We start from the raw sequence: 14,484 nt of genomic DNA on the forward strand, positions 1-14,484 counted from the left end.
AAGGTTCAAACGGTTGTTCGGTTGTTGATGGGGCGACAGTCTGCTGCGTCGATGCGACAACCTGCCACACACCAGCCGATTACCGTCCGTAGCGCTGTTGGCTGCCATTGAAACGCTATGCTAGGTTGGCCGCCTCGCCAGGAAGGCCGCCAACAGCAGGAGCGCAACATATATGAGGAACGCACATGGCTGAGGCCACGCCCGCGCTTGAAATCCGCAACTTGCACAAACGCTACGGTTCGCTGGAGGTGCTCAAAGGCATCTCGCTGACCGCCCGCGACGGCGATGTGATCTCGATCCTGGGTTCCTCCGGCTCCGGCAAGTCCACGTTCCTGCGGTGCATCAACCTGCTGGAGAACCCGCACCAGGGCCAGATTCTGGTCGCCGGCGAAGAACTCAAGCTCAAGGCCGCGAAGAACGGTGAACTGGTGGCCGCCGACGGCAAGCAGATCAATCGCCTGCGCAGCGAAATCGGTTTTGTATTTCAAAACTTTAACCTGTGGCCGCACATGAGTGTGCTCGACAACATCATCGAAGCCCCGCGCCGCGTGCTCGGCCAGAGCAAGGCCGAAGCCATCGAAGTGGCCGAAGCCCTGCTGGCCAAGGTCGGCATCGCCGACAAGCGCCATGCCTACCCGGCGCAGTTGTCTGGCGGCCAGCAACAACGCGCGGCCATCGCCCGCACCCTGGCCATGCAGCCCAAGGTCATCCTGTTCGACGAGCCCACCTCGGCGCTTGACCCGGAAATGGTCCAGGAAGTACTTAATGTCATCCGCGCGCTGGCCGAAGAAGGCCGCACCATGCTGCTCGTGACCCACGAAATGGGCTTCGCCCGTCAGGTCTCAAGTGAAGTGGTGTTCCTCCACCAGGGCCTGGTAGAAGAGCAAGGATCGCCACAGCAGGTGTTTGAAAACCCGCTTTCGGCGCGCTGCAAACAATTCATGTCCAGCAACCGCTAACGGAGCTACCCACATGCAGAACTACAAAAAGGTCTTCCTGGCTGCCGCCGTCACCCTGGCGTTCAGCGCCGGTGCCATGGCCGAAACCCTGAAGATGGGCATCGAAGCGGCTTACCCGCCGTTCAACAATAAAGATGCCAGTGGCAATGTCGTCGGCTTCGACAAAGAGATCGGCGACGCCCTGTGCGCCAAGATGAAAGTCGAGTGCACCGTCGTGACCTCCGACTGGGACGGCATCATCCCGGCCCTGAACGCCAAGAAGTTCGACTTCCTGATCTCCTCGATGTCGATCACCGACGAGCGCAAGCAAGCGGTGGACTTCACCGACCCGTACTACTCCAACAAGCTGCAGTTCATCGCCAAGAAAGACATCGACTTCAAAACCGACAAGGCCGCGCTCAAAGGCAAGATCATCGGCGCCCAGCGCGCGACCCTGGCCGGCACCTTCCTGGAAGACAACTATGGTGACGACATCACCATCAAGCTCTACGACACCCAGGAAAACGCCTACCTCGACCTGACTTCCGGCCGCCTGGACGGCATCCTGGCCGACAAGTACGTCAACTACGAATGGCTGAAAAGCGACGCTGGCCGTAGCTACGAGTTCAAGGGTGACCCAGTGGAAGAGAGCGACAAGATCGGTATTGCCGTGCGCAAGAAAGACCCGATCCGCGAGAAGCTGAACACCGCGCTGAAAGAAATCGTCGCTGACGGCACCTACAAGAAGATCAACGACAAGTACTTCCCGTTCAGCATCTATTGATACTGACCTGCCTGACCGGCGCCTGATGGCGCCGGTTCTCGGCCTTGCCTGCCGCGATTTGAAAAGAAATCCATGATTATCGACCTCTACGGATTCGGCCCGGCGCTCGCCGCTGGCGCGCTGATGACTGTGAAACTGGCACTCTCGGCCTTGTGCCTGGGGCTGGTACTCGGTCTGCTCGGCGCCTTGGCCAAGACTTCCCCGTACAAGCCGCTGCAATGGCTTGGCGGCACTTATTCGACCCTGGTTCGCGGTATCCCGGAATTGCTCTGGGTGCTGTTGATCTACTTCGGCACGGTCAACCTGATGCGTGCCCTGGGCGAGTTCTTCGGCAACCCCGACCTTGAACTCAACGCCTTCGCCGCCGGTGTGATTGCGCTTGGCCTGTGCTTCGGCGCCTACGCCACGGAAGTGTTTCGCGGTGCGATCCTCGCCATCCCCAAAGGCCATCGTGAAGCCGGCGTGGCCCTGGGCCTGTCGAAATGGCGCATCTTCACCAAGCTGATCATGCCGCAGATGTGGCGCATTGCCCTGCCGGGCCTGGGCAACCTGTTCATGATCCTGATGAAGGACACCGCGCTGGTGTCGGTGATCGGCCTGGAAGAAATCATGCGTCATGCGCAAATCGGCGTGACCGTCTCCAAGCAACCGTTCACCTTCTATATGGTGGCCGCGTTCATGTACCTGAGCCTGACGGTGCTGGCGATGACCGGCATGCACTTCCTGGAAAAACGTGCCGCTCGCGGCTTCGCGAGGAGCACCCAATGAACTGGGAAGTCATCATCAAGTGGCTGCCGAAACTGGCCCAGGGCGCAACCCTGACCCTGGAACTGGTCGCCATCGCCGTGATCGCCGGTTTGCTGCTGGCCATTCCACTGGGCATCGCCCGCTCGTCGCGCCTGTGGTGGGTGCGGGCATTTCCCTACGGCTACATTTTCTTTTTCCGGGGCACGCCGTTGCTGGTTCAGCTGTTCCTGGTCTACTACGGCCTGGCGCAATTCGACGCGATCCGTAACAGTTCGATGTGGCCGTACCTGCGCGATCCGTTCTGGTGCGCCACGGCGACCATGACCTTGCACACCGCGGCCTACATTGCGGAAATCCTGCGGGGCGCCATCCAGGCGATTCCACCGGGCGAGATCGAAGCGGCACGGGCACTGGGCATGTCCAAACCAAAAGCGCTGTTCTACATCATGCTGCCGCGCGCCGCGCGCATCGGCCTGCCGGCCTACAGCAACGAAGTGATCCTGATGCTCAAGGCCAGCGCCTTGGCCAGCACCGTGACCCTGCTGGAATTGACCGGCATGGCCCGCACCATCATTGCCCGGACCTACCTGCCGGTGGAGATCTTCTTCGCCGCGGGCATGTTCTATCTGGTAATGGCTTACGTGCTGGTGCGTGGCTTCAAGCTGCTGGAGCGCTGGTTGCGCGTCGATGCCTGCCAAGGACGTTGATAGCGGCGTGTTGACGGGCGAGGCCCTGCTCGCCCGTTTCACCGCGCTGGATGCTTTTCTGACAGAGCATCAGGCACTGTGGAAACCCCGACCGTTCACTCATCGGCATCTTCCCTGGGAAGCGTACTACCCTGATCTGGCCGCATGGCTACGCAAGCGGTCGCTGGAAGAAGCGGAAAACGCTCACAACCAACCTGCCCTTCTGAATGCACCGGAGCCCTTTGCTTCCCTGGCAACAATGTCCGTTGCCTTGAGTGCCGTGGATGAGTTGCCGGCTCGCACACTCGAAGCGGCGGGCCATCGGTTGAACGTCGATGTACCGGGGCGCAAATGGCAACAGATCGAAGCCTTCGCCAGTCGGTTGCAGTTTTCCGAAGCACCGCAGCATTGGATGGACTGGTGCTCGGGCAAGGGACATCTGGGCCGCCGCCTGCTGCAACCGGGGCAACAACTGACGTGCCTGGAATACGACCCGGCACTGGTAACCAGCGGCCAGGCACTCAGCCAGCGCCATCACCTGCATGCGCTGCATATCGAACAGGATGTGCTCGCGGCAGACGCAGCTTGTTTACTGGGTGCGTATCACACGCCCGTCGCGCTTCACGCCTGCGGTGATTTGCATGTGCGGCTGATTCAACTCGCCAGCGTCACAGGCTGCAAACAGCTCGCCATCGCGCCGTGTTGCTACAACCGGATCAGTCTTACCCAATACTCGCCGATTTCCTCGGCCGCCCAAGGCTCCGGCTTACAGCTTTCCCTCGACGACCTCGCGTTGCCCATGAGCGAAACCGTTACCGCCGGTGCCCGCGTGCGACGTCAACGCGACACCTCCATGGCCCGGCGCCTGGGCTTCGACTTGCTGCAACGGCAACTGCGCGGAATGGACGAGTACCTGCCAACCCCCTCCCTGCCCAGCGCCTGGCTGGACAAACCCTTCGCCGATTACTGCCATCATCTGGCCACTCTCAAAGAGTTATCCACAATCGGCCCGCAAGATTGGCCAGCCCTCGAAGCCGCCGGTTGGCAGCGACTGGCCGAAGTGCGCAACCTTGAACTACTACGCGGACTTTTCCGACGCCCACTGGAGCTTTGGCTGGTCCTTGACCGGGCACTTTTCCTCACCGAGCAGGGCTACAGCGCCCGTGTCGGCACCTTCTGCGAAACTCCGCTCACGCCGCGTAATTTCCTGCTCCTGGCCGAACGCGCTTAAATACATCCGACCTGTGGATAACTCTGTTGATGAAATAATCGTGGATCCAATATCCACGCCTGTTTCAGGGCTAAATCCACACTGTTCATTTTTTATACACTCGCATAAAAAATCGAAAAAACAGGTATTTGCGAACAAACGAGAACGGATCCACAATTTCGACCTAAACCCAGTGCGCTGCCAATGGCATTGTGCATAAGCATTTAATCAAAACGACATAAATGCCTAATCCCGGATCGCAGACAGGGGAAATTGCACCCTTTCATTACTCTTGATATACACACACGCAAGGGCGCCGGCAGCGCGGCCACGAACAAGAACATTCCTCCGACAGGATGCGCCAGTGACTTTCATTTCCTACGCACAGAATTTCGAAGACATACGCCTGTGGCGCGCCCTCAAAACCGTCGAGAACGGCTTCTACATCGACGTCGGGGCAAACGATCCCACCCATGACTCCGTCACCAAGGCGTTCTACGACAACGGCTGGACCGGCATCAATGTCGAACCGATGCCCAACTATTTCGAAGCCCTGAGCCAGCAACGCCCCAAAGACACCAACCTGCAGTGCGCGGCCGGGGAAAGTGCTGACGAACTGACCTTCTACGGCATCGCCGGCACCGGCCTTTCGACCCTGGACCCGGCCATGGCCAAACTGCACCGAGACGCCGGCATGGACGTGCGCAGCCAAACGATCAAGTCCCGCACCCTGGCCTCCATCTGCGAAGAACACGCCCAGAGCCGCGCCATTCACTTCCTGAAAATCGATGTCGAAGGCCACGAAGAAACCGTCCTGCGCGGCATGGACTTCAGCCAATGGCGGCCATGGGTGATCCTTATCGAAACCCCCTGGGCCCGCGACCAGACCTGGGAAACCCTCGTCACCGACGCCGGCTACCACTCCATCCTGTTCGACGGCATCAACACCTACTACCTCGCCGAAGAACACCTGAACCTCAAACCCGCCTTCGACATCCCGCCGTGCAACCTGGACGAGTTCCAGTTCTGCAAAGGCCACAACTTCAGCCACCCTGTCGGCGACATCGAACACCAACTCGCCGCCGCCCTGCAACGCGCCGAACAGGCCGAAGCACAGCTGCGCGCGATGCAAAACAGTCGAACCTGGCAAGCCATCCAGAAACTCAAGAAAACCCTGCTGCACGCCTGACCTGAAGCCAGCGCAAAAATAGTCATAATTCAGGGGTTTACAGAAGCCAACCAATCGCTATAATCGTCGCCCTGACACGCCGGTATAGCTCAGATGGTAGAGCAACTGACTTGTAATCAGTAGGTCCCGGGTTCGATTCCTGGTGCCGGCACCATACAAAACGAAGCCCTTGCAGAAATGCGAGGGCTTTGTTGTTTCTGGCATCCGGAAATCCAACTGCTACCCCCCCTGTAAATACCGCATTACCCCTTACCGACAGCCTGCACCAAAATCTACCTGCACACCTACCCGTTACAGTTTCACTTCGGGATGACGTTGACGACCTTCTCCAGCTACCTATAATGCACCCCAACACACCCGCCAAGCCTAGGTTGACCCAGTCAGCAAGCTCAAATCGTGCGGGTTTTTTTTGCCTGGAGAAATCTACAATGAGGCCCTTCGACAAGCCGGCCCTCAGCGTAGAACAGCAATTGGAACTGCTAAAGCAACGAGGCCTGCACGTCGCCAACGACGATCGGGCCATGCGCTTTCTCGAAGTGGTCACGCTGTTTCGACTGAGTCCCTACATGCGCCCCTTCCAGGAGCCAGACCCTGAACACACCTTCAAACCCGGCAGCACTCTGAAAGCAGTCGTCGACATCTACCGCTTCGATGGTTCGTTGCGACGCATAACCATGGATGCCATCGAACGTGTCGAAGTCGCCGTACGAGCGACTATCAGCAATCACATGTGCCCTAAGTATGGGCCTGACTGGATAGCTGACGCGTCAGTCTTCTCCTCGTCATACCCACACCTCGAGCTGTTGCGTCCACTGCGAGAGCAATTGAACAAGGAGCGCAATAAACTCAGACGTGATATTGAGCGCATCAAAAATGGCCGACAGGCCGATGGGCTCCAGCAACAGCGGATCGAAAACCGCATGCGCGATAACTACTTCCGATACTACGGAGCGACCTATGCCCACCCTGAGCTGCCGCCCGCTTGGGCGGTCCTGGAAGAACTCAGCCTTGGGACGGTATCTACCCTCTTCAATGCCATAGGCAGAAGTGCCGATAAAAAAGCTATCGCCGCCAGATTCAATCTGCCCTTCGATGTATTGGCCTCCTGGCTACACACCCTGACTTTCATTCGAAACTGCTGCGCCCATCACTCACGGCTATGGAACCGAGAGCTCTCGATTCGACCAGCCTTACCCAAAGAATGGGTCATCCCAACTGCACCTGCCGACCGGCCTCAACCCAAGCAGCGGCTATACATCGTATTGACGATGCTGGCCTACCTAACCGACTTGATCAGTCCAGACAGCCAGTGGAAGCTTCGCTTGGCCGAAATCATGGATCAGCAAGAACCGGGTTATTTGAGACTCATGGGATTTCCAAATGACTGGAAACGTCAGCAGCAATGGTGCTTGGAACAGGGAAGCCAGAAACTGCAGGTATCGCCTCCACCATTCCCCCCAACCTAAATATCCGAAAATAAATCCGTCCCCTTTTCGCACGCTTTTCGCAAGTCCATAGAGCGTTATGTTGGCAGCCCTCAGGCCTTTGAACGAATCAGTGAATTTTTTGAGCATTGCAATGTGCTACAAGAAGCACCAATACTCGATTTAATCGATCACTTAATAGAGATCCCTGAGATCGATGTTGGCAAGCAGGCCCTCTTCCTCCACGCCAAAGATAATCACGATAAAAAGTTTGATTACTTCATGTTGACTGGTGACAAGAGAGCTCTGCGAGCAATCTGCGCCTATGATCAGCTTGATGCCTTTGAGTTCCTTCGAACCAAGGTGGTGTGCTTAGAATCGTGCATGATGGACATCATCGACTATGCCGGCTTCGATTACATAAACAAAAAAATCTCAGCTGCTCGCCCTCAAATTGCTGAAGAAAAATATGACAAAGTCTTGCGGGCAGCCTTTGGGAAAGAGCGAAATCAAGAGCACTGCGTTGATTGCCTTAGGCATTATTGCAGTGACATCCGTTGGTTGCTTTCTTAATTAAAGCTAATAAAACTCAACGAATACTCTCACCGAAATTGATGTTCACTTAGAACTTTGGACTTCGTAGCCTCAAATTTCACCACTTAGTTGAAATTGGCAAAATTTTCACATGTACAGAGCCAAAAAAGCCGCCTCAAGGGCGGCTTTTTCGTTGGGTGCGATTGTTACCAGTTGAAGTAGATCAGCTCATTGGCCTGCTTACCGCCTTGCTCCCCACCATATGCCGGAATGGCACTTCCTTCAGGCGAAGCCCCGAGAACACCTCCCGGATCTGCGGATGATCGTTGATTGAGTTGACCATGTGGCCCTTGATCGATGCTGCCAGCTCTCCTCAAGCACCTGACACATCCAACTGGTCAGGTGGAATGCAAATGGGTGGGCGAGTCGACGGAATTATCAGCCGCACGTCGCTCCGTAGTGTCAGGGCTTCGGCAGTACCAGGATGCGATTTTCACGTCCGCGAAAATGGAAGCTACCTCATGCTAATCACCCTGTGTGCCCCTGCTCAAAAGTTGAACGGGAACAGTTGAACACCTGGGGCAGTTTTCGGTCAGCGGCAGCACGCCAAATCATCACATAGTCAGTATTGCTCGTCATAATGACCATTAATTCGTTAAATCAACGCACTTTTCGTCTTATCGTCGCACTCGCTTGCTTCTAGACTACTTTCCCCCACGGGCTCTGCCTTCTTGTTCACCAGGAGCGCGACCTGTCGAGTGTTACTTCTTCCATAGTGTCATACGAGTTCCATAACAGTACTCATGTGTCACAAGCGCTCACGTTGGTCCTTAGGAATAAAAACAATGAAAAGAAAATTTCTGACCCTTTCTGCGTTGGCTTTGTGTGTAGCTGCCGGTTCCGCGCTGGCCAAGGAGTACAAGGAGTTGCGCTTCGGCGTTGACCCCTCTTATGCGCCGTTCGAATCCAAGGCCGCCGATGGCAGCCTGGTGGGCTTCGATATCGACCTGGGCAACGCGATCTGCGCTGAGCTGAAGGTCAAGTGCAAGTGGGTTGAAAGCGACTTCGACGGCATGATTCCCGGCCTCAAGGCCAACAAGTTCGATGGCGTGATCTCTTCCATGACCGTCACGCCGGCACGTGAGAAAGTCATCGATTTCTCGAGCGAGCTGTTCTCTGGCCCGACCGCGCTGGTATTCAAGAAAGGCGCGGCCGTCGGCACCGATCCGGCTTCCCTCAAGGGCAAGAAAGTCGGCTACGAGCAAGGCACCATCCAGGAAGCCTACGCCAAGGCCGTGCTGGACAAGGCTGGGGTAGAGACGCAGGCCTACGCCAACCAGGACCAGGTGTACGCCGACCTGATCTCCGGCCGCCTCGATGCCTCGATCCAGGACATGCTGCAAGCCGAACTGGGCTTCCTGAAGTCGCCGCCAGGCGCCGACTTCCAAATCAGCGAACCGGTGGAAAGCCCTCTGCTGCCAGCCAAAACCGCCGTGGGCCTCACCAAAGGCAACGCCGAGCTCCAGGCCTTGCTGAACAAAGGCATCAAGGCACTGCACGACAATGGCACCTATGCGGCCGTCCAGCAGAAGCACTTTGGCGATCTGAATCTCTACAGCGGCCAATAATGACCCTGCGCCCATTTCCGGATGGGCGCTTTCTGGATTGACGTAGGGCTGCCCAATGTTCGAAAACCTGTTGATGATCCTGGGGCTGTCAGGCTTCAGCCTCAAGGGCTTTGGCCCGCTGTTGCTGCAAGGTTCCTGGATGACTGTCAAATTATCCTTTCTGTGCTTGCTGGTGAGCGTTGGCCTGGGCCTGATCGGCGCCAGCGCCAAGCTTTCGAAATCGGCACTGCTGCGCGTCCCTGCGCAGGCCTACACCACGCTGATCCGCGGGGTGCCGGACCTGGTGCTGATGCTGTTGATCTTCTACAGCCTGCAAACCTGGCTGACCAGCCTGACCGAAGCACTGGGCTGGGACTATATCGAAATCAACCCCTTTAGCGCCGGGGTCATTACCCTGGGCTTCATCTACGGGGCGTATTTCACCGAAACCTTCCGTGGCGCCATCCTTGCCGTACCCCGAGGGCAGATGGAAGCGGCTACTGCCTACGGCCTGACCCGCGCCCAGCGCTTTCGCCTGGTGGTGTTCCCGCAAATGATGCGTTTTGCCCTGCCGGGCATCGGTAATAACTGGATGGTGATCCTCAAGGCCACCGCGCTGGTGTCGATCATTGGCCTGGCAGATCTGGTCAAGGTGGCCCAGGACGCGGGCAAGAGCTCCTATCAGCTGTTCTTCTTCCTGATACTGGCCGCCTTGATCTATCTGGTGATCACCACCGTTTCGAACTACGTCTTGCGCCGGATGGAAATCTTCTACGCCGCAGGCACCCGGGAGGCCGTGCGATGATCGAGCTACTGCAGGAATACTGGAAACCGTTCCTGTTCCAGGACGGCACTCACATCACCGGGCTGGCCATGACCCTCTGGCTGCTCAGTGCCTCGATCTTCTTCGGCTTCGTGATGTCGGTCCCGCTGTCTATAGCCCGGGTCTCGACCAATGTCTGGGTGCGCTGGCCGGTGCAGTTCTACACCTACCTGTTCCGTGGCACACCGCTGTATATCCAGTTGCTGATTTGCTACACGGGGATATACAGCCTGGCCGCGGTACGAGCTCAGCCAGTGCTGGATGCGTTCTTTCGCGATGCGATGAACTGCACCATCCTGGCGTTCGCCCTGAACACCTGCGCTTACACCACGGAGATCTTCGCCGGGGCGATTCGCAGCATGGCCCATGGTGAAGTCGAAGCGGCCAAGGCCTACGGCCTGACTGGCTGGAAGCTGTACACCTACGTGATCATGCCGTCCGCCCTGCGTCGCTCGCTGCCTTATTACAGCAACGAAGTGATTCTGATGCTGCACTCGACCACCGTGGCCTTCACCGCGACCATCCCGGACATTCTGAAAGTCGCGCGGGACGCCAACTCGGCGACCTTCCTGACCTTCCAGTCGTTCGGCATCGCCGCGTTGATCTACCTGACAGTCACATTCTCCCTGGTCGGCCTGTTCCGCCTGGCTGAACGCCGCTGGTTGTCCTTCCTCGGCCCGGCTCACTAATTCAGGATGCTTGTTCATGTACAAACTGACCGTTGAAAACCTGCACAAAAGTTACGGCAACCATGAAGTCCTCAAGGGCGTTTCACTAAACGCCAGGACCGGCGATGTGATCAGCCTGATTGGCGCCAGTGGTTCGGGCAAGAGCACCTTTCTGCGTTGCATCAACTTCCTGGAAACGCCCAACGACGGCGCCATGAGCCTGGACAACCAGCCGATTAAAATGGTCCATGACCACCACGGCATGCGCGTGGCCGACGCCAATGAACTGCAACGCATCCGCACGCGCCTGGCGATGGTGTTCCAGCACTTCAACCTGTGGAGCCACATGACCGTGCTCGACAACATCACCATGGCCCCGCGCCGGGTGCTGGGCGTCAGCAAGAAGGACGCAGAGGATCGCGCCCGGCGCTACCTGGACAAGGTCGGTTTACCGGCACGGGTTGCCGATCAATACCCGGCGTTTCTCTCGGGCGGTCAGCAGCAACGGGTCGCCATTGCCCGTGCCCTGAGCATGGAACCGGAGATCATGCTGTTCGACGAGCCGACTTCGGCCCTGGACCCGGAACTGGTGGGCGAAGTGCTCAAGGTGATCCAGGGCCTGGCCGAAGAAGGCCGCACCATGATCATGGTGACCCACGAAATGAGCTTTGCGCGCAAAGTGTCGAACCAGGTGCTGTTCCTGCACCAGGGACGAGTCGAAGAACAGGGTGCGCCCGAGGACGTATTAGGCAACCCCAAAAGCGAGCGCCTGAAGCAGTTTCTAAGCGGCAACCTGAAGTAAGTCCAATAAGCAGACATATCGTCTCGGTCACGGTGTTCGATAGCACGTATCAGCAAGGAAAAATTGTGCCGAGCCGATATGTCTCGCTCCTTTAAAATGGTCGATCAAGCAGAAGCAACCGTGCCGCCAGAGCTGTCATCACCGCAGCGAAGCTATAGGCACCAAGGCGTTTAGAGATCATGCCTTCGCGAAAGCGCACATGCAGCTGTCCGGCGCAAAATCCGAGCAGGGAATGGAAGATCAATGCGATCAGCGCAAGCAACAAACCCAAGAACATTAATTGCGAGGTGACACTACTGGTACCTACGGTGACGAACTGCGGTAGGAATACCATGAAGAACAACAGCGCCTTGGGGTTTAACAAACTGTTGAGCGTGGCTCGGACAAAGATCTTCTTCAGCGAGGCCTGTGTGGCTTGAGACTCAGTATCCGAAGTAGAAGTCTTCAATGCCTGCCACGCCAGCAACATCAGATAACAAGCCCCGGCCCAGCGCAGCAAGTCAAACGCCGGCGCCCAACTCATCACCAACACACCGAGGCCTGCGCTAACCATGACGGTCATCAGTACATCGGCCAGGGTTATTCCCAGTGCTGCAGCGAGGCCGGCACGCCATCCATGAGCAACCGCATGGCTGCTGACGATAGCCATGTTAGGGCCAGGAACGATCAACAACAGCAAGGCGGCAACAATGAACAGGTAAAGGTTAGTGGTATCCGGCATAGAGCATAAGTCCGTGAGTGAGGAGTAATGCTAACCAGTAGTAAATAGGCAGGAGCAGATACAGTGCGGATGGATTTGGCCGCAACAGTCTGGTTTGGACAGGAAAAATAATCTGGTCGACGGCATGGTAAAGCAGGTGCGGTTGGCCGCTTCTGGCTGTGGATTCAACCGGTCGACGCAACAGATTGGCTAAATCGTTCAGCGGGTGTTTCGTAGTTTAGTGTTTTTCGAGGGCGGCTATTTAGCTGCCTTGCTACTTCATTGAGTGTGGCGTACGAATGAAACGGCCGCATAGGCAAAAGCGTCGACAAAAAAGCGATCGCTAGCAGATTCAATCTGCCCTTCGAAGTATTGGCTTCCAGGCTCCACACCCTGACCTTCATCCGAAACTGCTGCGCCCACCACTCACGGTTATGGAACCGAGAGCTCTCAATTCGACCATCCTTACCAAAAAGAATGGGTTATTCCAAACAAAACCCTCGTAGCAATACGAGGGCTTTGTTGTTTCAGGGGTTTGAAAAAACGCTTTCAGTGTCCCGCGCTCTGACCACCGTCCACGTGCAGGATTTCGCCAGTGACGAACTTGGCGCCGTCCAGATACACGACCGCTTGCGCAATATCATCGATCTCGCCCATGTGCCCGACCGGGTGCAGATTGCCCAGTGCGGCATGGGTTTCTTCGCCATGCATGGGGGTCTTGATGATGCCCGGGCTGACTGCGTTCACCCGGATCCCGCGCTTGGCGTATTCGATGGCCAGGGATTTGGTTGCCGCGTTGAGGCCGCCCTTGGTCAGTGAAGCCAACACCGATGGCACGCCGTCGATGGCGTGGTCCACCAGGCTGGTGGTGATGTTGACGACGTGGCCGCTGCCTTGCTTTTCCATCTCGGCGATGGCGAGCTGGGTGATGTAGAAGAAGCCATTGACGTTCACCGACAACACATTGGCGTAGTCCTCTGCGGTATACGCGGTGAACGGCTTGGCGATGAAGATCCCGGCGTTGTTGACCAGGGTATCGATGCGACCGAAACGGGAGATCGCTTCACGGATGACGCGCTGGGCGGTTTCCGGCTCGCCGATGTCACCGGCCACGGTGAGAATGTACGGATCGGTGGACGGCTTGATCGAACGCGAAGTGGCGACGATCCGGTAACCGAGTTCACGAAAAGCTTTGACCATACCGTCGCCGAGACCTTGGGACGCGCCGGTGATAACGATGACTTTTTTCGAAATGCTCATGATGAAGACCTCTGACAATTAAAAGTGGGGTAGAAAATCTGTAATCAGGCGTTCGCCATTTGTCTCAACATCTGTTCGTAGTACTCGACCGATTGCGAACCGGACACCAGGTGGCGACCGTTCAGCACCATGGCCGGGACCGAGTTGATGCCGTGCTGGCGGTAATAGATTTCAAGCTCACGCACGTCGCTGGCGAATGCGTCGGACGCCAGCACCTCTCTCGCCCCTGTCGCATCCAGCCCCGCTTCAGTCGCCAGACGCACCAGCGTCGAGTGATCGCTCGGGTTCTGGCCTTCGCTGAAATAGGCCCGTAGCAGTACCTTCTTCAACTCGACTTGTCGCCCTTCCTGCAACGCCCACAGCAACAATCGGTGCGCATCGAAGGTGTTGTAGAAGTGCGTGCGCTTCTCCAGATCGAACTTGAAGCCAATGGCCTCGCCGCGAGCGATCTGCATGGCCTTGCCGGCAGCGACTTCGTCGGCTGTTCTCCCGTACTTGCGCATCAGGTGCTCGACCGCTTGCTCACCTTCGGCCGGCATGTCCGGGTTCAACTCGAACGGCTTGTAGGTCAGCTCGACCGAGACTTCCCCGGCCACGTTCTCGATCGCCTGCTCCAGCGCCGTCGCCCCCAGCGCCCACCAGGGGCACACCACATCGGAGATGAAATCGATGGTGACGGAGGACGTCATGACTGCCCTTCCGCCTCGGCCAGTTGCTTGCGGTACTGGGTGGTGGTGATGCCGGCGTAACCCCAGTTATCGGTGTCGACTTCCTCGATCACGATGTGGGTCAGGTCAGGGCGTTTGTTGAGGACGCGTTCCAGTGTTTCAGTGATCTCGGCAATCACCTGAGCTTTCTGCTCAGTGGTAACGCCATCGCGGGTGATGCGTACGGTTACGAAAGGCATGAGGGAAACTCCAGTGACCTTCCCGTCGGGATGATGGGAGAGGCGTTGGAGCTCAATTTATGGAGTTTGCTGGAAGGGATAAAGGTGGGAGCGGGAACTTCATTAGTTACGTGGTGTAATGAGTACTGTAGGACTCTATACCGTTTTTTCTGTCATCCAATTACTTACGTGTCGCAATTTTCCACTTTTTGCGACACGTCTTCGG

General features: G+C 57.1%; 16 protein-coding genes and 1 tRNA gene. 13 read left to right on the forward strand and 4 right to left on the reverse strand.

Features of this window, described 5'->3' with window-relative positions; genetic code table 11:
* The first annotated feature begins 185 nt into the window (after nt 1-185).
* The 13 genes from AC1RDQ_RS12210 (at nt 186) to AC1RDQ_RS12270 (ending at nt 11,412) form a co-directional block, all read left to right on the forward strand.
* Nucleotides 186-959 carry an ABC transporter ATP-binding protein gene (locus AC1RDQ_RS12210; RefSeq protein ID WP_007972784.1) on the forward strand — a complete coding sequence of 258 codons (774 nt, stop codon included), beginning with the start codon at nt 186-188 and terminating at the stop codon, nt 957-959.
* A gap of 13 nt (nt 960-972) precedes the next feature.
* Complete coding sequence (locus AC1RDQ_RS12215; RefSeq protein ID WP_015093061.1) at nt 973-1,722, forward strand: ABC transporter substrate-binding protein; 750 nt, start codon at nt 973-975, stop codon at nt 1,720-1,722.
* 72 nt (nt 1,723-1,794) lie between these two features.
* Nucleotides 1,795-2,490, forward strand: a complete 696-nt coding sequence (locus AC1RDQ_RS12220) for an ABC transporter permease (protein WP_057712425.1) — start codon at nt 1,795-1,797, stop codon at nt 2,488-2,490.
* The gene (locus AC1RDQ_RS12225) at nt 2,487-3,176 is read left to right on the forward strand and encodes an ABC transporter permease (protein ID WP_057712426.1); all 690 of its coding nucleotides are present in this window, start codon (nt 2,487-2,489) and stop codon (nt 3,174-3,176) included. Before AC1RDQ_RS12220 ends, AC1RDQ_RS12225 begins: the two co-directional genes overlap by 4 nt.
* A complete protein-coding gene (locus AC1RDQ_RS12230) occupies nt 3,157-4,386 on the forward strand; it encodes a methyltransferase (RefSeq protein ID WP_492587389.1) in 1,230 nt (409 codons plus the stop codon). Before AC1RDQ_RS12225 ends, AC1RDQ_RS12230 begins: the two co-directional genes overlap by 20 nt.
* Before the next feature lie 343 nt (nt 4,387-4,729).
* On the forward strand, nt 4,730-5,554 hold the full coding sequence (locus AC1RDQ_RS12235; protein ID WP_492587391.1) for an FkbM family methyltransferase: 825 nt from the start codon (nt 4,730-4,732) through the stop codon (nt 5,552-5,554).
* Nucleotides 5,555-5,632: 78 nt separating this feature from the next.
* Nucleotides 5,633-5,708, forward strand: a tRNA-Thr gene (locus tag AC1RDQ_RS12240).
* A 274-nt stretch (nt 5,709-5,982) separates the two neighbouring features.
* Nucleotides 5,983-7,020: an Abi family protein gene (locus AC1RDQ_RS12245; RefSeq protein ID WP_057712429.1), complete on the forward strand. Its 1,038-nt coding sequence runs from the start codon at nt 5,983-5,985 to the stop codon at nt 7,018-7,020.
* 114 nt (nt 7,021-7,134) lie between these two features.
* Nucleotides 7,135-7,551: a hypothetical protein gene (locus AC1RDQ_RS12250; protein ID WP_057712430.1), complete on the forward strand. Its 417-nt coding sequence runs from the start codon at nt 7,135-7,137 to the stop codon at nt 7,549-7,551.
* An 806-nt stretch (nt 7,552-8,357) separates the two neighbouring features.
* Nucleotides 8,358-9,140, forward strand: coding sequence for a transporter substrate-binding domain-containing protein (locus AC1RDQ_RS12255; protein WP_154861232.1), 783 nt, complete (start codon nt 8,358-8,360; stop codon nt 9,138-9,140).
* Between the two features lie 55 nt (nt 9,141-9,195).
* Nucleotides 9,196-9,924, forward strand: a complete 729-nt coding sequence (locus AC1RDQ_RS12260) for an ABC transporter permease (protein ID WP_057712432.1) — start codon at nt 9,196-9,198, stop codon at nt 9,922-9,924.
* Nucleotides 9,921-10,631, forward strand: coding sequence for an ABC transporter permease (locus AC1RDQ_RS12265; RefSeq protein WP_492587393.1), 711 nt, complete (start codon nt 9,921-9,923; stop codon nt 10,629-10,631). The genes AC1RDQ_RS12260 and AC1RDQ_RS12265 overlap by 4 nt, the downstream gene beginning before the upstream one ends.
* Before the next feature lie 16 nt (nt 10,632-10,647).
* Complete coding sequence (locus tag AC1RDQ_RS12270) at nt 10,648-11,412, forward strand: ABC transporter ATP-binding protein (protein ID WP_102671510.1); 765 nt, start codon at nt 10,648-10,650, stop codon at nt 11,410-11,412.
* Between the two features lie 91 nt (nt 11,413-11,503).
* Here AC1RDQ_RS12270 and AC1RDQ_RS12275 read toward each other — a convergent pair whose 3' ends face one another.
* The 4 genes from AC1RDQ_RS12275 to AC1RDQ_RS12290 all read right to left on the reverse strand — a co-directional run bounded on the left by AC1RDQ_RS12275 (nt 11,504) and on the right by AC1RDQ_RS12290 (nt 14,279).
* Entirely contained in the window at nt 11,504-12,133 is a 630-nt protein-coding gene (locus AC1RDQ_RS12275) for a LysE family translocator (RefSeq protein ID WP_057712435.1), read from the reverse strand.
* A gap of 528 nt (nt 12,134-12,661) precedes the next feature.
* The gene (locus AC1RDQ_RS12280) at nt 12,662-13,372 is read right to left on the reverse strand and encodes an SDR family NAD(P)-dependent oxidoreductase (protein ID WP_492587394.1); all 711 of its coding nucleotides are present in this window, start codon (nt 13,370-13,372) and stop codon (nt 12,662-12,664) included.
* 44 nt (nt 13,373-13,416) lie between these two features.
* The gene (locus AC1RDQ_RS12285; protein WP_492587395.1) at nt 13,417-14,061 is read right to left on the reverse strand and encodes a DsbA family oxidoreductase; all 645 of its coding nucleotides are present in this window, start codon (nt 14,059-14,061) and stop codon (nt 13,417-13,419) included.
* The gene (locus AC1RDQ_RS12290) at nt 14,058-14,279 is read right to left on the reverse strand and encodes a tautomerase family protein (RefSeq protein ID WP_008046542.1); all 222 of its coding nucleotides are present in this window, start codon (nt 14,277-14,279) and stop codon (nt 14,058-14,060) included. The genes AC1RDQ_RS12285 and AC1RDQ_RS12290 overlap by 4 nt, the downstream gene beginning before the upstream one ends.
* Between the last annotated feature and the right edge of the window lie 205 nt (nt 14,280-14,484).

The sequence above is a fragment of the Pseudomonas sp. GW823-FHT02E01 genome, from assembly GCF_058797535.1.

Excerpts from the sequence above, each read along its gene's own strand:
- AC1RDQ_RS12220 (WP_057712425.1), top strand. The coding sequence starts at position 1,795 with ATGATTATCGACCTCTACGGATTCGGCCCGGCGCTCGCCGCTGGCGCG.
- AC1RDQ_RS12265 (WP_492587393.1), top strand. The coding sequence starts at position 9,921 with ATGATCGAGCTACTGCAGGAATACTGGAAACCGTTCCTGTTCCAGGAC.
- AC1RDQ_RS12215 (WP_015093061.1), top strand. The coding sequence starts at position 973 with ATGCAGAACTACAAAAAGGTCTTCCTGGCTGCCGCCGTCACCCTGGCG.
- AC1RDQ_RS12260 (WP_057712432.1), top strand. The coding sequence starts at position 9,196 with ATGTTCGAAAACCTGTTGATGATCCTGGGGCTGTCAGGCTTCAGCCTC.
- AC1RDQ_RS12290 (WP_008046542.1), bottom strand. The coding sequence starts at position 14,279 with ATGCCTTTCGTAACCGTACGCATCACCCGCGATGGCGTTACCACTGAG.
- AC1RDQ_RS12285 (WP_492587395.1), bottom strand. The coding sequence starts at position 14,061 with ATGACGTCCTCCGTCACCATCGATTTCATCTCCGATGTGGTGTGCCCC.
- AC1RDQ_RS12210 (WP_007972784.1), top strand. The coding sequence starts at position 186 with ATGGCTGAGGCCACGCCCGCGCTTGAAATCCGCAACTTGCACAAACGC.
- AC1RDQ_RS12225 (WP_057712426.1), top strand. The coding sequence starts at position 2,487 with ATGAACTGGGAAGTCATCATCAAGTGGCTGCCGAAACTGGCCCAGGGC.
- AC1RDQ_RS12270 (WP_102671510.1), top strand. The coding sequence starts at position 10,648 with ATGTACAAACTGACCGTTGAAAACCTGCACAAAAGTTACGGCAACCAT.
- AC1RDQ_RS12280 (WP_492587394.1), bottom strand. The coding sequence starts at position 13,372 with ATGAGCATTTCGAAAAAAGTCATCGTTATCACCGGCGCGTCCCAAGGT.
- AC1RDQ_RS12255 (WP_154861232.1), top strand. The coding sequence starts at position 8,358 with ATGAAAAGAAAATTTCTGACCCTTTCTGCGTTGGCTTTGTGTGTAGCT.
- AC1RDQ_RS12230 (WP_492587389.1), top strand. The coding sequence starts at position 3,157 with ATGCCTGCCAAGGACGTTGATAGCGGCGTGTTGACGGGCGAGGCCCTG.
- AC1RDQ_RS12275 (WP_057712435.1), bottom strand. The coding sequence starts at position 12,133 with ATGCCGGATACCACTAACCTTTACCTGTTCATTGTTGCCGCCTTGCTG.
- AC1RDQ_RS12245 (WP_057712429.1), top strand. The coding sequence starts at position 5,983 with ATGAGGCCCTTCGACAAGCCGGCCCTCAGCGTAGAACAGCAATTGGAA.